General features: G+C 64.5%; 17 protein-coding genes and 1 tRNA gene. 8 read left to right on the forward strand and 10 right to left on the reverse strand.

What is annotated here, in order from left to right; genetic code table 11:
- Nucleotides 1–45: 45 nt before the first annotated feature.
- Entirely contained in the window at nucleotides 46–1,083 is a 1,038-nt protein-coding gene (locus N5C28_RS02900) for a GGDEF domain-containing protein (RefSeq protein ID WP_279819884.1), read from the forward strand.
- 346 nt (nucleotides 1,084–1,429) lie between these two features.
- On the opposite strand, the gene N5C28_RS02905 is transcribed toward N5C28_RS02900, so the two are convergent.
- Together N5C28_RS02905 and N5C28_RS02910 are read right to left on the reverse strand one after the other, a co-directional pair.
- Nucleotides 1,430–3,088 (reverse strand): cation acetate symporter, encoded by a 1,659-nt coding sequence (locus N5C28_RS02905; protein ID WP_279819886.1) that lies wholly within the window; start codon nucleotides 3,086–3,088, stop codon nucleotides 1,430–1,432.
- Nucleotides 3,085–3,396 (reverse strand): DUF485 domain-containing protein, encoded by a 312-nt coding sequence (locus tag N5C28_RS02910; RefSeq protein ID WP_279819888.1) that lies wholly within the window; start codon nucleotides 3,394–3,396, stop codon nucleotides 3,085–3,087. Before N5C28_RS02910 ends, N5C28_RS02905 begins: the two co-directional genes overlap by 4 nt.
- 290 nt (nucleotides 3,397–3,686) lie before the next feature.
- On the opposite strand from N5C28_RS02910, the gene N5C28_RS02915 reads away from it, so the two are divergent.
- Entirely contained in the window at nucleotides 3,687–4,241 is a 555-nt protein-coding gene (locus tag N5C28_RS02915; RefSeq protein ID WP_279819889.1) for a magnesium transporter, read from the forward strand.
- Nucleotides 4,242–4,285: 44 nt separating this feature from the next.
- Here the strand turns inward: N5C28_RS02915 and N5C28_RS02920 are convergent, their stop codons facing one another.
- Together N5C28_RS02920 and N5C28_RS02925 are read right to left on the reverse strand one after the other, a co-directional pair.
- The gene (locus N5C28_RS02920; protein WP_279819891.1) at nucleotides 4,286–4,624 is read right to left on the reverse strand and encodes a hypothetical protein; all 339 of its coding nucleotides are present in this window, start codon (nucleotides 4,622–4,624) and stop codon (nucleotides 4,286–4,288) included.
- A 116-nt stretch (nucleotides 4,625–4,740) separates the two neighbouring features.
- Nucleotides 4,741–5,010 (reverse strand): transmembrane sensor/regulator PpyR, encoded by a 270-nt coding sequence (locus N5C28_RS02925; RefSeq protein ID WP_279819894.1) that lies wholly within the window; start codon nucleotides 5,008–5,010, stop codon nucleotides 4,741–4,743.
- 331 nt (nucleotides 5,011–5,341) lie between these two features.
- Here N5C28_RS02925 and N5C28_RS02930 point away from each other — a divergent pair, with 331 nt between their 5' ends.
- The 3 genes from N5C28_RS02930 (at nucleotide 5,342) to N5C28_RS02940 (ending at nucleotide 9,365) form a co-directional block, all read left to right on the forward strand.
- Nucleotides 5,342–5,860, forward strand: coding sequence for a sigma-70 family RNA polymerase sigma factor (locus tag N5C28_RS02930; RefSeq protein WP_279819898.1), 519 nt, complete (start codon nucleotides 5,342–5,344; stop codon nucleotides 5,858–5,860).
- A gap of 3 nt (nucleotides 5,861–5,863) precedes the next feature.
- Nucleotides 5,864–6,835 (forward strand): FecR domain-containing protein, encoded by a 972-nt coding sequence (locus tag N5C28_RS02935; protein WP_279819900.1) that lies wholly within the window; start codon nucleotides 5,864–5,866, stop codon nucleotides 6,833–6,835.
- An 85-nt stretch (nucleotides 6,836–6,920) separates the two neighbouring features.
- On the forward strand, nucleotides 6,921–9,365 hold the full coding sequence (locus N5C28_RS02940; RefSeq protein ID WP_279819903.1) for a TonB-dependent siderophore receptor: 2,445 nt from the start codon (nucleotides 6,921–6,923) through the stop codon (nucleotides 9,363–9,365).
- A gap of 38 nt (nucleotides 9,366–9,403) precedes the next feature.
- Here the strand turns inward: N5C28_RS02940 and N5C28_RS02945 are convergent, their stop codons facing one another.
- From N5C28_RS02945 to N5C28_RS02955, 3 genes are all read right to left on the reverse strand, one after another.
- Nucleotides 9,404–10,210 (reverse strand): ABC transporter ATP-binding protein, encoded by an 807-nt coding sequence (locus N5C28_RS02945; protein ID WP_347881249.1) that lies wholly within the window; start codon nucleotides 10,208–10,210, stop codon nucleotides 9,404–9,406.
- Between the two features lie 3 nt (nucleotides 10,211–10,213).
- Complete coding sequence (locus tag N5C28_RS02950) at nucleotides 10,214–11,872, reverse strand: iron ABC transporter permease (protein ID WP_279819906.1); 1,659 nt, start codon at nucleotides 11,870–11,872, stop codon at nucleotides 10,214–10,216.
- Nucleotides 11,873–11,993: 121 nt separating this feature from the next.
- Entirely contained in the window at nucleotides 11,994–13,037 is a 1,044-nt protein-coding gene (locus N5C28_RS02955) for a Fe(3+) ABC transporter substrate-binding protein (RefSeq protein WP_279819907.1), read from the reverse strand.
- A gap of 358 nt (nucleotides 13,038–13,395) precedes the next feature.
- On the opposite strand from N5C28_RS02955, the gene N5C28_RS02960 reads away from it, so the two are divergent.
- A complete protein-coding gene (locus N5C28_RS02960; protein ID WP_279819910.1) occupies nucleotides 13,396–15,594 on the forward strand; it encodes an OsmC domain/YcaO domain-containing protein in 2,199 nt (732 codons plus the stop codon).
- Nucleotides 15,595–15,686: 92 nt separating this feature from the next.
- Here the strand turns inward: N5C28_RS02960 and N5C28_RS02965 are convergent.
- A tRNA-Thr gene (locus N5C28_RS02965) sits at nucleotides 15,687–15,762 on the reverse strand.
- 78 nt (nucleotides 15,763–15,840) lie between these two features.
- On the reverse strand, nucleotides 15,841–16,683 hold the full coding sequence (locus tag N5C28_RS02970) for a S1-like domain-containing RNA-binding protein (RefSeq protein WP_279819912.1): 843 nt from the start codon (nucleotides 16,681–16,683) through the stop codon (nucleotides 15,841–15,843).
- A gap of 303 nt (nucleotides 16,684–16,986) precedes the next feature.
- On the opposite strand from N5C28_RS02970, the gene N5C28_RS02975 reads away from it, so the two are divergent.
- The gene (locus N5C28_RS02975) at nucleotides 16,987–17,175 is read left to right on the forward strand and encodes a hypothetical protein (RefSeq protein ID WP_279819913.1); all 189 of its coding nucleotides are present in this window, start codon (nucleotides 16,987–16,989) and stop codon (nucleotides 17,173–17,175) included.
- A gap of 203 nt (nucleotides 17,176–17,378) precedes the next feature.
- Nucleotides 17,379–19,592 carry an LTA synthase family protein gene (locus N5C28_RS02980; protein ID WP_279819914.1) on the forward strand — a complete coding sequence of 738 codons (2,214 nt, stop codon included), beginning with the start codon at nucleotides 17,379–17,381 and terminating at the stop codon, nucleotides 19,590–19,592.
- 6 nt (nucleotides 19,593–19,598) lie between these two features.
- Here the strand turns inward: N5C28_RS02980 and N5C28_RS02985 are convergent, their stop codons facing one another.
- Entirely contained in the window at nucleotides 19,599–20,711 is a 1,113-nt protein-coding gene (locus tag N5C28_RS02985; RefSeq protein WP_279820337.1) for a PQQ-dependent sugar dehydrogenase, read from the reverse strand.
- Nucleotides 20,712–20,784: the final 73 nt, after the last annotated feature.

Raw genomic sequence — 20,784 nt, forward strand, 5'->3', positions numbered from 1 at the left:
TCTGCATGCTAGTTGACATAACAACGACTAGAACCGGTAGAGGCTATGTTGAGCTCTCGACTTCTCAAGCGCCTGCGCAAGGATTTCCAGCTCTCCATCATCACCCTGATGGGGCTGATTGGCGTTCTGGGCATTTCGCCTTATGCGGTGTACCGGCTTCTGGAGGGCAATTACCTGGTGAGCCTGGCCGACACGGTAATCGTGCTTTCGACCATCTCTGCGGTGATCTACGCGTGGCGTACCGGAGACACGGTCAAACCCGGCATCTACCTGGCGGTGATCTTCTGTGTCGGCGCGACGCTGATCGCCATCAACCTGGGGGTCAACGGGCTGTTCTGGATCTACCCGCTGATCCTGTTCAACTTCTTCATGGTGTCGCCGATCAAGGCCCTGGTGGCCACCGCGCTGGTGATGCTCAGCCTGGCGGTGCATGCCGTGCTGGTGCCCGGCTCGGTGTTCGAAAGCGCCTACCAGATGGTGTCGTTCCTGGTGACCGGCCTGATGGCCAGCGTGCTCACCTTCATCTTCGCCTACCGCACCAGCAGCCAGCGTGACCAGTTGCAGCTGCTGGCCAGCCAGGACCCGCTGACGGGTACGCGCAACCGCCGGGCGATGAACGAAGAACTGAAGATCGCCATGTCCAGCCACCGTCGCCATGGCATTCCCTATGCCGTACTGCTGATGGACCTCGACCATTTCAAGCAGATCAACGACCGCTTCGGCCATCAGGCCGGCGACCAGGTGCTGATCGCCTTCGCCGGCCTGATCAAGAGCGCCTCGCGCCAGGAAGACCGGCTGTTCCGCTTCGGCGGCGAAGAGTTCCTGCTGCTGATGCCCAATACCGACCGCAATGGCCTGCAGGCCGCCGCCGCGCACCTGCAACAGAGCATCGCCCAGCACCTGAAAAGCCCCGGTGGGCCGGTTACGGTGTCCATGGGCGGTGCCACCCTGCGCCACAACGAGCACTGGGAAGGCTGGCTCAAGCGCGCGGACCTGCACCTGTACCAGGCCAAGAGCGCCGGGCGTAACCGGGTGATCATCGACGAACCCGCCCGGGCCGGCGACAGCCTCAAGCAGCACTGAATCGGCCTCGCCCTGCTCCCCCAGCGACCATCCCCTTTCCTCTGACCGATACGCCAGCGCAACGTGTGCCCACGGGCCTGGCGCTTGCAGGCTGCTGCCCGGGGAAACGTCGCGTCGTGAAGGCCTAGAGCGGACGCTTGTGTCCACCGATCGTAAAGACGTGTGCCGCAAGCGTGGTGGTCAATGACGTTCTGGCCCTGAGCCACGGTTCCCGGGTATCGCTGCGCTCAACCCAGGCTACGGGAAGCCGGGTCGCGTCGAAATGGACAGAGCCCGCACATGGTTATTTTCGGCCATAAAAAAAGGGCAGCCCGCGGGCTGCCCTTTTCTTCATGCCGGCTCGCTATCAGTGAGCGACGGCACCGCTGGCACCGAGACCGGTGTGGGAGCGGACGAACTGCGGCAGGAAGCGAGCACGCTCGTCAGCAGCCGCGGTGGACTTGTCGGTGATCGAGAAGAACCAGATACCGATGAAGGCCACGATCATCGAGAACAGCGCCGGGTACTCGTACGGGAAGATTGCCTGGGCGTTGCCCAGGACCTGTACCCATACGGTTGGGCCAAGCACCATCAGGGTCACTGCGGTGATCAGGCCCAGCCAGCCGCCGATCATCGCGCCGCGAGTGGTCAGGTTCTTCCAGTACATGCTCAGGAACAGGACCGGGAAGTTGCAGCTGGCCGCGATCGAGAACGCCAGGCCGACCATGAAGGCGATGTTCTGCTTCTCGAACAGGATGCCCAGGCCGATGGCCAGGACGCCCAGTGCCACGGTGGTGATCTTCGAAACGCGCAGCTCATCCTTCTCGTTGGCCTTGCCCTTCTTGAACACGCTGGCATACAGGTCATGGGACACTGCCGAAGCGCCTGCCAGGGTCAGACCGGCAACCACCGCCAGGATGGTGGCGAAGGCGACCGCGGAGATGAAGCCCAGGAAGATGCTGCCGCCCACGGCGTTGGCCAGGTGCACGGCGGCCATGTTGTTGCCGCCCAGCAGCGCGCCGGTGGCGTCCTTGAACATCGGGTTGGTGCTGACCAGCAGGATCGCGCCGAAGCCGATGATGAAGGTCAGGATGTAGAAGTAACCGATGAAGCCGGTCGCGTAGAACACCGACTTGCGGGCTTCCTTGGCGTCGGAGACGGTGAAGAAGCGCATGAGGATGTGCGGCAGGCCGGCGGTACCGAACATCAGTGCCAGGCCGAGGGAGATCGCCGAAATCGGGTCTTTCACCAGGCCGCCGGGGCTCATGATCGCTTCGCCCTTGGCGTGCACTTTCACGGCTTCGGAGAACAGGGTGCCGAAATCGAAGTTGACGTGTTTCATCACCATCAGCGCCATGAACGAGGCACCGGACAGCAGCAGCACCGCCTTGATGATCTGTACCCAGGTGGTGGCCAGCATGCCGCCGAACAGCACGTACAGCACCATCAGGATACCGACCAGGATCACCGCCACGTGGTAGTCGAGGCCGAACAGCAGCTCGATCAGCTTGCCGGCACCGACCATCTGGGCGATCAGGTAGAAGGCCACCACGACCAGCGAACCGCTGGCGGACAGGGTACGGATTTCCTTCTGCTTCAGGCGGTAGGACGCCACGTCGGCAAAGGTGTACTTGCCCAGGTTGCGCAGGCGCTCGGCGATCAGGAACAGGATCACCGGCCAGCCGACCAGGAAGCCGATCGAATAGATCAGGCCGTCATAGCCGGAGGTGAACACCAGGGCAGAAATCCCCAGGAACGAGGCCGCCGACATGTAGTCACCGGCGATCGCCAGGCCATTCTGGAAACCGGAGATGCTGCCACCGGCGGTGTAGAAGTCGGACGTCGAGGTGTTGCGCTTGGACGCCCAGTAGGTGATGCACAGGGTGCCCCCGACGAATGCCAGGAACATCACGATGGCCGAGGTGTTCAGCGCCTGGCGCTGCACCTCACCCTCCAGCGCACCGGCCGCCCACAACGCAGGCGCGGCGACCATCAGCGCGATAAGACCGAACAGGCGCGCCATCATTTCTGCACCTCTTCCAGAATCAGCTTGTTCAGGTCATCGAACTCGCCGTTGGCGCGGTACACGTAGATACCGGTGAGGACGAACGCGGACAGGATCAGGCCAACGCCCAGGGGAATACCCCAGGTGATGGTCGAATCGGCACTGATTCGGGTACCCAGCAATTCGGGTACGAAAGCGATCAGCAGGATAAACGCAAGGTACAGGCCAAGCATGGCAGCAGACAGAATCCAGGCGAAGCTTTCGCGCTTGGAAACGAGTTCCTGAAAGCGTGGACTCTGTTCTATCTGTCGGTAGAGGGTGTCACTCATTTTTTGTTCTCCCACAGCAAAGGGCGCTGGTGGTGGCCACTCTAAATCGACGGTTTCAGCGCGACAGACGACCTTAGTCGAAGCACCGGGGCATTCGAGACGAAAGTCTAAAGCGGCAGAAATCCGGCACTTCCACCGACACTTGAAAGCCCCAGAATCCTCAGCCGACAATTTTCTGCCTTGCGACACACGGGCCGTGCGTGGTCGGCTGCGGGGCTACACTGAACAGTGTCTGAAACACCACCGAGCAACAGGGGGAATTGCGTCACCACACGAACGCGAGGTGCACCATGAACCGGCACTACTACATCAGCGAAAACCTGGACGACCTGGAGCGCGTGGAGCGCGAACTGGAAGCCAGCGGCATCAGCACCGATCAGATCCACGTGCTGAGCGAAAACGATGCCGAAGTCGAGCAGCATCACCTGCACGACGTTCCTTCTCTCATGAAAAAAGACGTGGTCAACACCGGCATGCGCGGCGTGGCGATTGGCGTCGGCCTGGCCATCCTGGTACTGGCCGTGGCCTATTCCAACGGCTGGACCGACAGCGCCGCCGGCTGGACACCCTTCCTGTTTCTAGCCGTGGTCGCCCTGGGTTTCTGCGCCTGGGAAGGCGGCTTCCTGGGCATCCAGCAACCCAACAGCTACTTCAAGCGCTTCGAAAGCCAGCTGCACGAAGGCAAGCACGTGTTTTTCGTCGACGTCAAAGACAATCAGGAAGAGGTCCTGACCCGGGTGGTCGGCCATCACCCGATGCTGCAGATGGCGGGCACCGGTGAAGCGAGCCCGCACTGGCTGGTGGCCTGGCAACAGAGATGGCGGGCGTTCCGCCGGATGATCTGACGGGCATGGCCGGGCGCACTGACGGCGCCCTGGCCTCAGCCCCATCAGCGAATGCGTTCGCGCTGGTAGCTGCCGCTGCCCGGCGACCGTTCGATCACATGCCCACCGGGGTACTCGATCGTCTGGCGGATACCGCCACGGGTTTCGATCGACTGATTGCCGTACTGGTTGCTCTGGCGGGTCGGCGTATCGGGAAGGCGCTGGCCACCGTACAGGTCGTGGCGCTCGTAGCGCTCGGAGGTTCCGACACTACCGCTGGCACCCGGACTCACATAGCTCTTGGGAATGGCCCGGATCGGCTGCTGCTGAGTCGGCTGGCCGGCCCACACCGGAGCGGCGACCAGCGCCAGCACCAGGGCTCCTCCCATCATCCATTTCACCATGACGTACACCTCCAGCTGCAGGGCGAATACACCCTACCGCATCAGGCAGCAACGCCAGCCCGGCGTTCATCCCGCGGGATGAATGGCACGCTGGCGCTGGCCGGCAGGGCCACACGTCACGCCACTGTACAGCATTCGGCCTGTTCGGCCTTGCGCTCGCCGTAGTGGGCTGCCAGGCGCATGACGTAGCCGATCTTCAGCAGGGTCGGACCGACGATCGTGCCGGCGTGGGCGACGATCAACTGGAACAGTGTCAGGTGCTCTTCGAGGCCGTAGGCCGCCACCGTGCCACCCACCAGCATCACCAGCCCGGCCAGCAGCAGTTGGTTGGAGACGCGGCGAACGTTCGCGATATCGCTGAAAAACGTGAGAATAAAATCAAGCATGATGCATCCTCCAGTCGCTGAATGAAGAACCCCTCGGGTTCTCCTTGCCTGATCTATTCCATCTTTCGTGCCAACTAATTTTTCCTTTAAAAACAATTAACTAAAAATACATAGGTAAAAATGACCAACTCAATAAAAAGTCATTAAGACCTACAAAAAGTCAAAATAACCAAACAATCATCTGCGCGGGCGCCCAGAGCGCCACTCGGTGCGAGCCAGCGTGAGCACGCGCTCAGGAACAGGCGTATTGCGGGCCACACAGGCCACTCGCTATCATGCGAATAATTCTCACCTACAAAGCCAGGGTCGTGCCCTCGCTACGAGCTTGGGCATGTCCGCGGCCGAACCTCCCTTCCAGCAAGCCATTCACGAACTCTACAGCGACCACCATGGCTGGCTGTTCGGCTGGCTGCGCCGCAAGCTTGGCTGTGCGCACAATGCCGCCGACCTGGCGCAGGACACCTTCGCGCGCATCCTGTCGTCCCGCGAGATTCTCGGGACCGTGCGCGAACCGCGGGCCTTTCTGACCACCACTGCCCGGCGCCTGGTGATCGACCGGGTACGGCGCCAGCAGATCGAAGACGCTTACCTGCGAGAGCAGGCGATGACCGCCGAAACCCTGGCGGGCTTCCAGTCGCCGGAACAGATTCTCACCACCCTCGAAGCCCTGGAACAGATCGCCTTCGTCCTGGAAGAGCTGAGCGCCAAACAGCGCCAGGCGTTCCTACTGTACTTCCTCGACGGCCACACCCAACCCCAGATCGCCGCGCAGATGGGCATTTCCGAGCGCATGGTGCGCAAGCACCTGATGCAGGCGCTGCTGCAGTGCAGCCACGCGCTGGACGTCTGAGCCATGGCCACGCCCGAACCGATCAACGAACAGGCCGCCAACTGGCTGATCCAGCTCAACGAGCCGGACGCCGACGACAGCCTGCGCGAAGCCTTCGACGCCTGGAAACGCCTCGACCCGCGCCATGCCGCCGCGGCCGAGCGGCTGCAGGGTTTCGTCGGGCAGATGTCCGCGTTGCGTCCGCAGAAAGCCTCGGTGCATGCCGCGCTGGACGCCGCCTACGGCAGCCGCCACAAGCCCTACACCAACAAGCGCAGTGTCAGCGCCCTGCTCCTGTTGATCGTTCTGCTGCTGCCTGGCTGGGCGCTGTGGCGCAGCGAACTGCCGGACTACCTGCTGGCCGACCTGCGCACGCGCCCGGCGCAGTGGCTGGAACAACGCCTGCCGGACCGCTCGCTGCTGACCCTCAACGGCAACAGTGCCGTGGACCTGCGCTTCGATAATGAGCGACGGCGCATCCAGCTGATACGCGGCGAAGTACTGGTGGATGTCGCTCATGATCCGGCGCGGCCGTTCATCGTCGAAACCGAACACGGGCAGATGCGCGCCTTGGGCACGCGTTTCGTGGTCACCCGGGAGAACGGCGTCACCGTGCTGACGATGCTCGAGTCGCGGGTCGCCGCCAGGGCCGTCGACAACCCGACCCCGGTCGAGGTCAGCGCCGGCGAGCAGGCACGCATCACCCAGGCGGACGTGCAGCTCGTCGCGCCGATCGACACCCGCAGCGTCGAAGACGCCTGGCGTCATCACCAACTGGTGGTCAAGGACCGGCCGCTGCCGGAGGTGCTCGACCAGTTGGCGCGGCAGTTCCCCGGCCACGTGCAGTTCGACCGCGAGGCCCTGGCGGACCTGCGGGTGTCCGCCGTGCTGCCGCTGGACGACAGCACCCGGGCGCTGAACCTGATCGCAGAGGCCTTGCCGGTGCAGGTCAGCACCTTCACCCCGTGGCTGATACGGGTGACCCGCGCGCCCTGAACAAAAAAGTGTGCAACCGGGGTTCCGGGTTTTCCGCCTGGTCCGTCAAGGACGGTAGACACTCATCATTCAAGGCCTTCCGACCATGCGCACCACCCTCCCCCGTACCGGCTACGCGCCGCTCGCCCAGGCGGTCAGCCCGCTTGCCCTGGCCATGCAGCTGACCTTCGCCGCGCTGCTCGGTGCCACCGTTGCCGGGCCCGCCCTGGCGCAGAACGCCGAGCAGGCCCAGCAGCGCTTCGACATCGAGGCCGGCCCGCTGGCCGAGGTGCTGAACCGCTTCGCGCAGCAGGCAGGCGTGGCCATCCTCTTCGAACCGCAGCGCATCGCCGGGCGCAACAGCCCCGGCCTGCACGGCGCCTACAGCGTGGACGGCGGATTCGCCACGCTGTTGCAGGGCAGCGGCTTCGCGGCCACCCGCAGCAGCAATGGCTACGTGCTGTCGCCCTTGGGCACCAACGGCAGCCTGGAGCTGAGCGCCACCACCGTCAGCGGCATCCTCGACGAGCGCCCCACCACGCACGTCGCCGGCTACGTGGCCACGCGCAACCTGAGTGCTACCAAGACCGATACGCCGATCATCGAGACACCGCAGTCGCTGTCCGTAGTCACCAGCGACGAAATCCGTGATCGCCAGGCGGAAACCCTGTCCCAGGCGCTGGCCCTGACCCCGGGTTTCACCAGCCAGCCGACCAGTTTCAACCGCACCTCCGACCGTTTCCGTATCCGCGGTTTCGATGTGGAATCGGGCACCGGCGGCTCGCTGCGCGACGGGCTGCGCCTGCAGAACAACTCCTACGATGGCGTTCAGGAACCCTACGGCCTGGAGCGCGCCGAAGTGATCCGCGGCGCGGCCTCGGTGCTGTATGGCCAACTGTCGCCGGGCGGGCTGGTCAACGCGGTGAGCAAGCGCCCCACCCGCACGCCCTACCGCGAAGTGAACCTGCAACTGGGCCAGGACGACCGCCGGCAGATTTCCCTGGACCTCAGCGGCCCGCTGGGTGACAGCGAGACCCTGAGCTACCGCCTGACCCTGCTCAACCGCGACAGCTCGACCCCGCAGGACCACATCGACAATGACAAGCTGTACATCGCCCCGGCCCTCACCTGGCGGCCGAACGACGACACCTCGCTGACCCTGTTGTCGTTCTACCAGAAGACCAAGACCGGCTTCTCCGCGCCGCTGGCCTACCAACTCGTGGACGGCGTCGGCGACGGCCCGTTCACCATCGGCCGCAACGATTTCATCGGCGAGCCGGACTACGACAAGATGGACGGCGAGATGTCGGCCGTGGGCTATGAGTTCGAGCACCGCTTCGATGAGCAGACGCGCATCGCCCACAAACTGCGCTACTACGAGTCCGAGGTGGAGTGGGATTACCTGCAGATCAACACCGGCGGCACCAATATCCGGGATGCGCAGAACACCGGCCTGCTGCGCCGCCAGTACAGTGACCGCACCGAACGCTCGCGTGGCATCGCCAGCGACACCAACATCGAGTCCACCTGGCAGTTCGATGACTGGCGCCATGTGCTGCTGATCGGCTTCGACGGCTACGACACCTCCTACGACTCGCACAACTTCCGCGGTACTGCGCCGACCCTCGACCTGAGTCGCTACAACTACGGCCAGCCGGTGGTGGTGGACAAGCGCCAGGCCGTTGACCGCGGTTCGCAGATCGACACCCTGCAGAAAGGCGTGTACCTGCAGGACCAGATCACCTTCGATGAGCGCTGGATCGCCGTGCTCGGCGTGCGCCATGACTGGGCCAGCCAGGACATGCAGGCCCACCGCGGCGGCGCCCCTTCCAGCGCCGATAACGAGGCCACCACCTGGCGCGCCGGCCTGGTCTACAAGGCGGACAATGGCCTGGCGCCGTACCTCAGCTACAGCGAGTCGTTCTTCCCGGTGTCGGTGGCGGACGCACCCGGCCAGACCTTCGCACCGACCGAGGGCAAGCAGTATGAAGTGGGGGTGCGCTACCAGCCCGACGGCAGCAACCTGCTGCTCAGCGCGGCGGTGTACGAGCTGACCCAGCGCGACGTGCTCAAGCTGAACCAGTTGACCAACACTTACAGCCAGACCGGCGAAGTGCGCTCCCGTGGCCTGGAACTGGAAGCCAAGGCCGACGTCACCGCCAACACCAGCCTGATCGCCTCCTACGCCTACGTCGATGCGCGGATCACCGACAGCGTCATCGTCACCGAAGTCGGCCAGCGCAGCGAAGACACGCCCTACCACCAGGCCGCCCTGTGGGCCGACTACCGCTTCACCGACTTCGGCCTGCCGAACCTGCGCATCGGCGGCGGCGCCCGCTACAAGGGCAGCACCCAGGCCTCGGGCATCGATTCGGGCCTGCCGCCCTATACGCTGTTCGACGCCATGGCCAGCTACAGCATCGACGACAGCTGGGAGGTGACGGTGAACGCGACCAACCTGGCCAACAAGGAATACACCTACTGCGAGTTCGCCATCTGCCGCTACGGTGACGAGCGCCAGGTCGTCAGTTCCGTGAGCTACCGCTGGTAGGTGCAATGCCGGCCGTCCGCATCATGCGGCCAAGGCACTCAGTCGACCCGGGCCAGCGCCTGGTCCAGCTCGCCACTGAGGAAACGCTGGACATAGTGCGAGGCCGGCTCGGCACGCAGCACTGCCGGGCTGGACCATTGTTCCAGGCGGCCCTCGCGCATCACCCCGATCTGGTCGGCCATGGCGAACGCCTCGTCCTGGTTGTGGGTGACGATGATTGCCGTGTGGTTGGTGGCCTTGATGATGTCACGCACCTCGCCAGCCAGGCGTTCCCGGGTGTTCACATCGAGGTTGGAGAACGGCTCGTCCAGCAGCAGGATTTCCGGCGCGGGTGCCAGCGCGCGCGCCAGGGCCACGCGCTGCTGCTGGCCGCCGGACAGCTCGTGCGGGTAGCGGCTGCCGACATCCGGCAGGCGCACGGCATCGAGCATGTCTTGCACCCGCTGCCGGCGCGCCTCCTTCGACACCCCACGCACGCCGAAGCCGACGTTTTCGCTGACCGTCAGGTGCGGGAAAAGCGCGTAGTCCTGAAACATCATGCCGATTCGCCGATCCTCGGGCGCCACGTGACGAGCCGAGGAAGACAGGAGCCGACCGTCCAGGCAAAGCGAACCGGCGAGTACCGGCTCGAAGCCGGCGATGGCCCGGAGAACGGTCGACTTGCCGCAACCGGAAGGTCCGAGCAGGCAACCGACCTGCCCCCGCTCCAGCGACAGGGAGAAATCGTGGATCACGTCCACCATCCCGCGCGGCGTGTCATAGGCGACCCGAAGGTGCGACAGCGCCAGGTAGGCCTGGGAAACGGAGGCCTCGTCGGGCGCCTGGGGGTGTCGATCTGAAGGCATGGGTCAGTGTCCGAAAGAAAGTTTGGTTCGCGCCAGCAGCACCACGGGCAGCAGCCCGGCCAGCACGATGGCGATGGCGGCAATGGCGCCTTCCTCGTAGGTGCCCCGCGATGCCTCGGCGTACAGCCGCGTGGCCAGCGTATCGAAATCGAGCGGCCGCAACAGCAGGGTGGCCGACAGCTCCTTCATGGCGTCGACGAACACCAGCAGCGCGCTGGCGGCCAGCGCGGGGCGGATCAGTGGCAGGTGCACGCGCCGCAGCGTCCCGCCCGGCCGCTCGCCCAGGGTCCGCGCCGCGTGCTCGATGGACGCCGGCACCCGGGTCAGACCGGCCTCCACGGCACCGATAGGAATGGCCAGGAAACGGATGCAGTAGGCGATCACCAGCAGGCCGATGGAGCCCATCAGGAACAGCTTCTGGGTTCCCAGCAGCCCGCCGATGGCATTTTCGATAAGCATCACCGGGGTCATCAGGCCGATCGCCAGAACGGTGCCGGGGATCGCATACCCCAGGCTGCCGACACGGGCCAGCCCACGGGCCGGCTGGCGCCAGGCACTTTCGCGCAGGGTTCTGCCGGCCCAGGCGATCATCAGACCGGCGCATACCGTAATCACGGTCGCAATGGAGGCCACCAGCAGCGTGTTGTAGAGGCTGCGGATCAGCGCATCGGACACGCCCGCGACCCGGTTCAGTCGTTCCCAGGCCTCCACGGCCAGATAGGCGGCCGGCACCAGGAAACCGATCAGCACCGGGATGAAGCCGAGCGAAAAGGCGAAGGCCGCCGCCGGCCCGTGCAGGGTACGGGGCCGCATCGGCTGCATCTTCTGGGTGTTGGAAAAGCGCTGGCGCTCGCGGCCCTTGCGCTCCATGAGGATCAGGCCCACTACCACCACCAGCATGGTCAGGGCAATCTGCGCGGCGGCGGCCAGGTCGGAGCGCGCGGTCCAGGCGGTGTACACCGACACGGTGAGGGTCTTTACCCCGAGAAAGCTGGAAGCGCCGATGTCGTTCAGGGTTTCGAGCAGGGCCAGGCTCAGCCCCACCGCCCAGGCCGGTCGCGCCAGGGGCAGCACGATGCGCCGGAACACCTCGCGGCGCTTGGCGCCCAGGGTTCGCGCGGCCTCGATCAGGTTGGCGGCCTGGGTGAGGAACATCGCGCGCATGGTCAGGTAGACGTAGGGGTACAGGACAAAGCCCAGGATCAGGATCGCGCCGAGCATGTTGCGCACATCGGGCAGGCGGAACTCACGCGGGCTGCTGTAGCCCAGCAGTTCGCGCAGGGTCGATTGCACCGGGCCGATGGGATGCAGGATGTCCAGGTAGGCGTAGGCCATGATGTAGGTCGGCACGGCCAGCGGCAGCAGCAGCGCCCAACCGAGCAGGGCCTTGCCGGGAAAGTCGTAGGCGGTCAGCAGCCAGGCGCTGCCGACGCCCAGCAGCGTCACCACCACCCCGACCCCGGCCAGCAGGATCAGCGTGTCGCGCAGGGCAACGGGAATCACGTTGTTCAGCAGGTGCTGCCAATGGGCGACATCGCCGGCAAGGGCATGCCAGAGCAGCGCGGCGATCGGCGCGACGACCATGGCGGCCACCAGCAGCGCACCGCTGGGAGCCCACAGGCCGCGTACCGCGCGGGAAAATCGAAGGGTGTAGAGGTTCATCGGTTACGACGGCATGGCAAGCGAGCCTCGAGACCGGCACGGCCGACTCGGTGATCGTGAATGGCGAAACGCCCAGCCCTGGCCGACAGGCGACCGGAGCCGGGCGTTCCGGACGGTGGCGTCAGTTGTCGAAACCGACCTTGTCCACCAGCTCGCTGGCCTGTTTGCGGTGCTTGGCCACCTCCGCCACGTTCAGCGTGTCCGCCTTCAGCGGACCGAGTTCGGCGATGACCGGGTCGACCGCCACGCCTTCGCGCACTGGGTACTCGTAGTTGGCGTTGGCGTAGAGCTTCTGGGCATCAGCAGAGACCAGGTATTCCAGGAAGGCGACCGCGTTATCACGGTTCGGCGCGTTCTTGGCGACCGAGGCGCCGCTGATGTTCACGTGGGTGCCGCCATCGGTGGCGCTGGCGAAGGTCGGACGGATGACCTTGATCGCGTCACCCCAGGAACGGTCTTCGGTCCCCGGCTTGGCGTTCTTCATGTGGCCCACGTAGTAGGCGTTGGCGATGCCGAGGTCGCAGATGCCGCCGAGGATGTCCCGGGCCACGTTGCGGTCGCCGCCAGCCGCCGGGCGCGCCAGGTTCTGCTTGACGCCTTCGAGCCAGGTTTGCGTGGCCTCGACGCCATCGTGGGCGATCTTGGCGGCGATCAGCGCGGTGTTGTACGGGTGCTGGCCCGAACGGATGCAGACCTTGCCCTTCCACTTCGGATCGGCCAGTTCCTCATAGGTGAACGAGGTGATCGGCAGGTCCTTGTCCGCGTACAGCACGCGGTCGCGCATCGACAGGCTGAACCACTGGCCATCGGCACCGCGCAGGTTGGCCGGGATGACCTGCTCCAGGGTCTCAGACTTGACCGGTTGGGTGACGCCACCCTCGACCAGGTCCATCAGGTTGCCGATATCGACGGTCATCAGCACGTCGGCCGGGGAACGATCCCCCTCTGCCTTGACCCGCTCCAGCAGGCCTTCCGCGACAAAGATGGTCTTGACCTGTACGCCGCTCGACTGGGTGTAGGCATCCAGCAGCGGTTGGATCAGCGCCGGCTCGCGGGTGGTGTAGAGGTTGAGCTCTTTCGCATAGGCACTCCCGGTAGCGCCGACCGCGGCGGTGACCGCCAGGGCAGTGGCTGCCAGTTGAAGCCCCAGAAACTTCTTGGACATGTTCTTCTCCTTGTTGAGTCAGTCAGAAACGATCAGCGTCGGCTTGGCAGCGCCAGTCCCTCGGCCCGTCATCACGCGCGAACCCGCCTTTGTAGAGGCGTGGAGCGGCAGACAGGCGAAGGGTCGAAATACATCCGTGAACAGCAAATTATAGGCATTCTCGATTGGCCCCGATTCGGCGAATTTGTGTCAAATCATCAAGCCGAACGGCACGCCCCTTCTGCCTTGGAATGGAGAACCGGCCACCGGCCCGCTTTCTGGCAAGACCGGGGGTCGGCGAGGACGCACGCCGCAAGACTTCCCGCTGAAAACCCGGATAATGGCGACCACTTCGTTCTGCTCGTTCTGGTAACCCCGCATGGAAATCAAGGTCAATTTTCTCGACAACCTCCGACTCGAAGCCAAGTTCGACGACTTCAAGGTGATTGCCGACCAGCCCATCCGCTACAAGGGCGATGGCTCGGCACCCGGTCCGTTCGATTACTTCCTGGCTTCGTCGGCGCTGTGCGCGGCCTATTTCGTGAAGCTGTATTGCCAGACCCGCGACATCCCCACCGAAAACATCCGCCTGTCGCAGAACAACATTGTCGACCCGGAGAACCGCTACGCGCAGATCTTCAAGATCCAGGTCGAGCTGCCGGCCGATATTTCCGAGAAGGATCGCCAGGGCATCCTGCGCTCCATCGACCGCTGCACCGTGAAGAAGGTGGTGCAGCAAGGGCCGGAGTTCATCATCGAGGAAGTGGACAACCTCGACGCCGATGCCCAGGCGCTGCTGATGCCGGTGACCGATACCACGACCTACATCCCGGGCAAGGACCTGCCGCTGGAGCAGACCATCGCCAACATGTCGGGCATCCTTGCCGACCTGGGCATGAAGATCGAGATCGCCTCGTGGCGCAATATCGTGCCCAACGTCTGGTCGCTGCATATCCGTGATGCGCAGTCACCGATGTGCTTCACCAACGGCAAGGGCTCGACCAAGGAAAGCGCCCTGGCCTCGGCCCTGGGCGAGTTCATCGAGCGGCTGAACTGCAACTTCTTCTACAACGACCAGTTCTGGGGCGAGGACATCGCCACTGCCGAATTCGTCCACTACCCGAACGAACGCTGGTTCAAGCCGGGCCCGAAGGATGCGCTGCCCGAGGAAATCCTCGACGAGCACTGCCTGGCCATCTACAACCCGGACGGCGAGCTGCGCGGTTCGCACCTGTACGACACCAACTCCGGTAACACCCTGCGCGGCATCTGCTCGCTGCCCTTCGTGCGCCAGTCCGACGGCGAGACGGTGTACTTCCCGTCCAACCTGATCGAAAACCTGTACCTGTCCAACGGCATGAGCGCCGGCAACACCCTGGCCGAAGCCCAGGTGCAGTGCCTGTCCGAAATCTTCGAGCGCGCGGTGAAACGTGAAATCCTCGAAGGCGAACTGTGCCTGCCGGATGTACCGCAAGAGGTGCTGGCCAAGTACCCGGGCATCATCGCCGGCATCCAGGGCCTGGAAGAACAAGGCTTCCCGGTGCTGGTGAAAGATGCCTCCCTGGGCGGCGAATTCCCGGTGATGTGCGTGACCCTGATGAACCCGCGCACTGGCGGCGTGTTCGCCTCCTTCGGCGCCCACCCGAGCCTGGAAGTGGCGCTGGAGCGCAGCCTCACCGAGCTGCTGCAGGGCCGCAGCTTCGAGGGGCTCAACGACCTGCCGCAGCCGACCTTCGACAGCCTGGCGCTGACCGAGCCGAACAACTTCGTCGAACACTTCATCGACTCCAGCGGCGTGGTGTCGTGGCGCTTCTTCGGTGCCACGCCTGACTTCGAATTCGTCGAGTGGGATTTCTCCGGCGAAGGCAGCGATTCCAACGAGCAGGAAGCCGCCACCCTGTTCGGAATCCTCGAAGACCTGGGCAAGGAGGTGTACGTGGCGACCTACGACGACCTCGGCGCCAACGCCTGCCGCATCCTGGTGCCGGGCTACTCGGAAATCTATCCGGTCGAGGACCTGGTCTGGGACAACACCAACAAGGCGCTGCTGTTCCGCAAGGACATCCTCGAGCTGCACCGCCTTGGCGACCGCGAACTCAAATCGCTGCTGCGCAACCTCAACAACACCGAGGTCGATGACTACACCGACATCACCACGCTGATCGGCATCGAATTCGACGACAACACGGTGTGGGGCCAGCTGACCATTCTCGAGCTGAAGCTGCTGATCAACCTGGCGCTGAAGAAATACGACGACGCCAAGGAACTGGTCGAGGCCTTCCTGCAGTACAACGACAACACCGTCGAGCGCGGCCTGTTCTACCAGGCCGTGAACGCGGTGCTGGAAATCCAGCTGGACGATGACCTGGAACTGGCCAACTACGAGCACAACCTGCGGCGCATGTTCGGCAGCGAGCGGATGGACGCGGTGATCGGCACAGTGGATGGCAGCGTGCGCTTCCATGGCCTGACACCCACCAGCCTGGCGCTGGAAGGCCTCGACCGGCACCAGCGCCTGGTCGACAGCTACAAGAAGCTGCACGCGGCACGGGCCCGGGCGGCCGGTCTGGCGGGCTGACCGCACCCACGAAAAAAGCACCTTCGGGTGCTTTTTTCGTGTTGGCCGCCCTTGAAACACAAAGCCCGCACGAGGCGGGCTTGGTGAATGGCTGGTGCCGGAGATAGGAATCGAACCTACGACCTTCGCGTTACGAGTGCGCTGCTCTACCGACTGAGCTACACCGGCGGGTGCGTGCATTATTGGATGACGCCGCGTCGCCGCTCAAGTGGTTTTTACCGGGCCGTGCCCCGATGCCTCGGTGGATTATTTAGTCGCCAGTTCGATGCGGTCGTCGTGGATGACGATCAGCCCCTGCTTGTACAAACCGCCGATGGCCTTCTTGAAATTGCCCTTGCTGGTACGGAACAGAGCGGTGATGGCCTCAGGGGAGCTCTTGTCGCTCAGCGGCAGGCTGCCGCCCTTTTCCCGCAGCGCCGCGAGGATCTGCTCGCTGAGGCTCGACGCCGCCTCCTGGCCGACCGGCTGCAGGCTCAGGCTGATCTTGCCGTCGGCGCGCAGCTCCTTGATGAAGCCCTTTTCCTGCATGCCGCTGCGCACGAACTTGAACAGTTCGTTCTTGTGGATCAGGCCCCAGTGCTTGCCGTTGATGATGGCCTTGAAGCCCATGTCGGTGGCGTCGGCCACCAGCAGGTCGACTTCCTGACCGACCGTGTAGGTCGCCGGGGCGCGGTCCAGGTAACGGTCGAGGCGCGCGGTGGCGGTGATACGCTTGCTGCGCTTGTCGAGGAAGACGTGCACCACGCAGTAGTCACCGACCTGCAGCGGGCGCTTCTCTTCCGAATGCGGCAGCAGCAGGTCCTTGGGCAGGCCCCAGTTGAGGAACAGGCCTACACGGTTGATGTCCACGACCTTCAGGCTGGCAAACTCGCCGACCTGGACCTTGGGTTTTTCCGTGGTGGCGATCAGTTTGTCATCGCTGTCCAGGTAGATGAATACGTTCAGCCAATCGTCTACCTCGGTCTCGATATCCGTGGGGATGTAACGCTTGGGCAACAGGATTTCGCCCTCGGCGCCACCATCGAGATACAGACCGAAGTCGGTGTGCTTGACGATCTGCAAGCTATTCATACGTCCAATTACAGCCATGGTGCCCTACCCTCTTCGCAAGGCCGGCATTCTACCCGACTTGAGGCGGGCTTTCCTGACGTTGTGCGGCGCCGTATCCGGGCTGCACGGGGTCGATCCGACCAACGGACCCGGCGGTATCCGCCTATCGCCATGCTGAGCACAGCACCTGCGAAAACAATGGCTTACTGGCTGCCGGCAAAAGGCCAGTCGACTCGACGGACAGCCCGCGTCAGCCGGCGACAGCCCGCCGCAGGCCGGTTTGCCGGACAGGAGGGGCCTCGATCAGGTACAATGGCCGGCCAACTTTGATATGTAAGGTCAATGGCCGCCATGCGCGTTAAAGCATCCCACAGCAAGCCCAAGCCAGCCCCCGCCGTAGAAACCAGCGCCTCGATCGACGCCCAGGTCGCCGCCTTCCTCAAGGCCGGTGGTGAAATCCAGCAGATCGCCAAAGGCGTCAGCGGCCAGACTTACGGCGGCTCCAAGCAGATCACCATCAGCAAAAAGTAATCCCGTTCGGCCCGACAGCGCTTTGCTCACCTGACCGGAGCGCTGGGCACCCGCCCTCTCGTCTTGTTTTTCCCCCTGTACCCCGTCTTTTAGCCGCCGCCACTGGCGCTTAGCGCATTCCTGTTTCAGAATTATGTCAGACCGCTCTGCGGTGGGCTCGGCACTGCCGTTGAAGTCGAATGGCAATTGCCTCTGGAGTACTTGTGCGCACATACAGCCGCTGGCTGCACCACCCGACCAGTTCCCTGCTGGCCCTGGGTTTTCTTGTGCTCGCGGTGCCCTTGCTCAGCCGCTACGCCCTCGGGTGGTCCCACCCCTTCGGCTACCTGTCTGACCTCGCCATTGGCAGCCTGCTGCTGGTTGCCCTGCACCAGCGCGCCTGGCTGCTGACGCTGCCCCTGCTGCTGGGCTGGAGTCTGTTCACGCTGGGCACTGTCGAGCTGGTCAGCGCGGTGGGGCGCATGCCGGAACCCTCGGACCTCGAATACCTGGGCGATCCGCAGTTCGTCAGCCATTCCACCCAGGGCGGCGGCCTGAGCCACCCCTGGATCGCCCTCGGCCTGGCAGGGTCGCTCGGTCTCTACCTGCTGCTGCGCTGGCGCCAACCGGCCCGGACCCGCCGCCCCCTGGCCCTCGCCTGGCTGCTGGTGCCGCTGCTGTTGCTCGGCGCCCATGCGGTCTACCAATACCGCACGCCCAGCGAAGCCAGCCAGTGGATGCAGTTCAACCTGCCGCACAAGCTGCTGGCGGAAAGCCTGAGCGCGGCCCAGCTGCACCTGGAGGACTGGCAGGCCGGCGGCAAGCCCGCCAGCCCGCCGGACATCAGCCCGTTCAACCAGCTGGACCTCAGCGGCACGCCCCTGCTGGCGGACCCCGGCAAGGCGCGCAACGTTCTGATCATCACCCTGGAAGGCATTCCCGGTGCCTACCTGGCCGCCAGCCGCCAGGCCATCGGCAGCCGCTACGACGAATCGCTGATGCCGCGCCTCAGCCAGTGGGCCGAGCGCGGCATGCTCACCCCGGACTACGTGCTGCACAGTCACCAGACCATCCGCGGCCTGTACGCCATGCTCTGCGGCGACTACAGCAAGCTCGACTCCGGCACGCCAAAAGGCATCGAGCTGCTGAACAACCCGAAACGCAGCGACCTCTGCCTGCCGGCCCAGCTGCGCCAGCACGGCTTCAGCACCCACTACCTGCAGGGCGCCGGGCTGCGCTTCATGGCCAAGGATCAGATCATGCCGCGCATGGGCTTCGACAAGACCCTCGGCCGCACCTGGTTCAAGAACAAGCCCTACCTGGAATTCCCCTGGGGCATGGACGACAAGGCGTTCTTCGAGGGCGCCCTGGGCTACGTGAAGCAGCTGCGCCAGCAGAAGAAACCCTGGATGCTCACCCTGCTCACGGTCGGCACCCACCAGCCTTACTCTGCACCAGCGGACTACCTCAAGCGCTACCCCGGGGCCAAGCAGGCCGCCATCGCCTACCTCGACGATGCCGTGGCCGACTTCCTCACCGCCCTGGAAAAACAAGGCGTGCTCAAGGACACCCTGGTGCTGGTCACGTCCGACGAATCCCACGGGCTGGAGAACGTCCGCCTGGCATCGGCGTGGGGCTTCAACCTGATGCTCGCCCCCGAGCAGGAGAAGCTGCCGTTCATCAAGGACGGGGTCTACGGCCATGTCGACCTGACCGCCTCGGTGCTGGATTACTTCGCCCTGACCGTACCGGAAGGCATTGCCGGCCGCTCGCTGCTGCGCAGCTACACACAGGGGCGCTCGATGATGTCGTACACCAACGGCCTGCTGCGCCAGCACGACGGCCAGGGCACCTTCATCGAATGCGATTTCCAGCAGGTCTGCCGCCGCTACGCCAGCCCGGGCTTCATCGCCGACCGGGCCGATTACCTGGGACGCTTCAGCGGACGCGAGGCGCGCCTGGTCAGCCAGCGCGCCGCCCTGCTCGACCAGTCCTTGCACAATGGCCTGCTGGACCAGCAGTACCAGTTCGCCAACCGTGAACGCATGCTGCTCAAGCCCAAGGCGGGAGATGACTGGGCGGACAACCTGGTCGGCGCGCAGTACCTGGAATTGCCGTCGGGCACCCAGACCACCGTGACCCTGAAAATTCGCCCGGTGCGCATGAGCGCCGAGGGCGCCACGCTGCAGTTGAAGACCAAGGAGTTCGACCGCGACGTGGCCTTGCCGATTCCTCAGCTACCACGGCTGATGCCGGGCAAGCCGCTAGAGGTGACCTTCAGCTTCGACAACCTCGACACCCGCAAGGCCTTTTCCTTCCACCTGCTCGGCCAGGGCCGCGGGGCGATCGAAATCGTCGACTTCAGCGTGGTCAGCAAGCCGTTGGAAACCGACCTGCTGGCCGCGCAGAACGAAGACGACGAAGCCCTGACCCGCTAGGCCCGCTTACGGCTGCAGGCCTACACGCAGCAACTGACCGCTGGGCGTATCGGTCAGCACGTAGAGGAAGCCGTCGGGGCCCTGGCGCACGTCGCGAATCCGGGCATCGAAGTCCAGACGCTCTTCATGGGTGATCTGGTCGCCCTCCAGTTCCAGGCGAATCAGCACCTGCCCGGACAGCGCGCCGATAAACAGGCTGTGCTGCCAGGCCTTGAAACGTTCGGCGTCGTAGAACGCCATACCGCTGATCGCCGGCGACTTTTCCCAGACGTGATGCGGCGGCTCCGTGCCCTCGACGGTTTCGCCCTCGGCTTCGGGAATCGGCAGCATCGAATAGTTCACGCCGTGGGTCGCCAGCGGCCAGCCGTAGTTCTTGCCAGCCTGGGGAATATTGACTTCGTCGCCGCCGCGCGGCCCGTGTTCATGGGTCCAGAGCCGCCCGCTCCAGGGGTTGAGCGCCGCCCCCTGCTGGTTGCGGTGGCCATAGGACCAGATTTCCGGGCGGGCACCCGACTCATCGACGAAGGGGTTGTCGCTCGGCACCTTGCCGTCGGGGTGCAGACGCACCACCTTGCCCTGCAGCTTGTCGAGGTCCTGGGAGGTCGGGCGCTGGTTGTTGTCACCCAGGGCGATAAACAGATAGCCCTCGCGGTCGAACACCAGGCGCGAACCGAAATGCGCGCCGGTGGAGAGTTTCGGCAGCTGCTGGAAGATCACCTCGAAACCCTCCAGGCGACGGTTGTCTGCCGACAGCGTGCCGCGGCCGACCGTGGTGCCGGCCTGATCGTCGTCACCCGCCTCGGCGTAGGACAGGTAGACCAGGCGATCGGTGGCGAAGGTCGGGGACAGCACCACGTCCAGCAAACCGCCCTGGCCCCTGGCATAGACAGCCGGCACACCGGCAATCGGCTCGGACAACGCGCCCTGCAGACTGACCAGGCGCAGGCGGCCCGGGCGCTCGGTCACCAGCACGCCCTGCTCATCGGGCAGGAAGGCCATGCCCCAGGGGTGCTCCAGGCCGTCGAGCAGCGACGACACCTGCACGGTGCCGCGCTCGCTGGAAAAGGTGCGTTCTTCGGCCATGGCCGAGGCGGCTGCCAGGGCAGCGGCAAATCCCATGATCGGTAACAGGTAGGTGTGCGACATCGAAGGCTCCATGCAAGGGCGGCAGATCGGCAGCCGCTGATAGTGC

The organism is Pseudomonas sp. GD03944 (genome assembly GCF_029839275.1).
Lineage (GTDB): Bacteria > Pseudomonadota > Gammaproteobacteria > Pseudomonadales > Pseudomonadaceae > Aquipseudomonas.

Bases quoted from the DNA above. Each gene is read 5' to 3' on its own strand.
- N5C28_RS02900 (WP_279819884.1), top strand. From the start codon at position 46: ATGTTGAGCTCTCGACTTCTCAAGCGCCTGCGCAAGGATTTCCAGCTC.
- N5C28_RS02905 (WP_279819886.1), bottom strand. From the start codon at position 3,088: ATGATGGCGCGCCTGTTCGGTCTTATCGCGCTGATGGTCGCCGCGCCT.
- N5C28_RS02910 (WP_279819888.1), bottom strand. From the start codon at position 3,396: ATGAGTGACACCCTCTACCGACAGATAGAACAGAGTCCACGCTTTCAG.
- N5C28_RS02915 (WP_279819889.1), top strand. From the start codon at position 3,687: ATGAACCGGCACTACTACATCAGCGAAAACCTGGACGACCTGGAGCGC.
- N5C28_RS02920 (WP_279819891.1), bottom strand. From the start codon at position 4,624: ATGGTGAAATGGATGATGGGAGGAGCCCTGGTGCTGGCGCTGGTCGCC.
- N5C28_RS02925 (WP_279819894.1), bottom strand. From the start codon at position 5,010: ATGCTTGATTTTATTCTCACGTTTTTCAGCGATATCGCGAACGTTCGC.
- N5C28_RS02930 (WP_279819898.1), top strand. From the start codon at position 5,342: ATGTCCGCGGCCGAACCTCCCTTCCAGCAAGCCATTCACGAACTCTAC.
- N5C28_RS02935 (WP_279819900.1), top strand. From the start codon at position 5,864: ATGGCCACGCCCGAACCGATCAACGAACAGGCCGCCAACTGGCTGATC.
- N5C28_RS02940 (WP_279819903.1), top strand. From the start codon at position 6,921: ATGCGCACCACCCTCCCCCGTACCGGCTACGCGCCGCTCGCCCAGGCG.
- N5C28_RS02945 (WP_347881249.1), bottom strand. From the start codon at position 10,210: ATGCCTTCAGATCGACACCCCCAGGCGCCCGACGAGGCCTCCGTTTCC.
- N5C28_RS02950 (WP_279819906.1), bottom strand. From the start codon at position 11,872: ATGAACCTCTACACCCTTCGATTTTCCCGCGCGGTACGCGGCCTGTGG.
- N5C28_RS02955 (WP_279819907.1), bottom strand. From the start codon at position 13,037: ATGTCCAAGAAGTTTCTGGGGCTTCAACTGGCAGCCACTGCCCTGGCG.
- N5C28_RS02960 (WP_279819910.1), top strand. From the start codon at position 13,396: ATGGAAATCAAGGTCAATTTTCTCGACAACCTCCGACTCGAAGCCAAG.
- N5C28_RS02970 (WP_279819912.1), bottom strand. From the start codon at position 16,683: ATGGCTGTAATTGGACGTATGAATAGCTTGCAGATCGTCAAGCACACC.
- N5C28_RS02975 (WP_279819913.1), top strand. From the start codon at position 16,987: ATGGCCGCCATGCGCGTTAAAGCATCCCACAGCAAGCCCAAGCCAGCC.
- N5C28_RS02985 (WP_279820337.1), bottom strand. From the start codon at position 20,711: ATGGGATTTGCCGCTGCCCTGGCAGCCGCCTCGGCCATGGCCGAAGAA.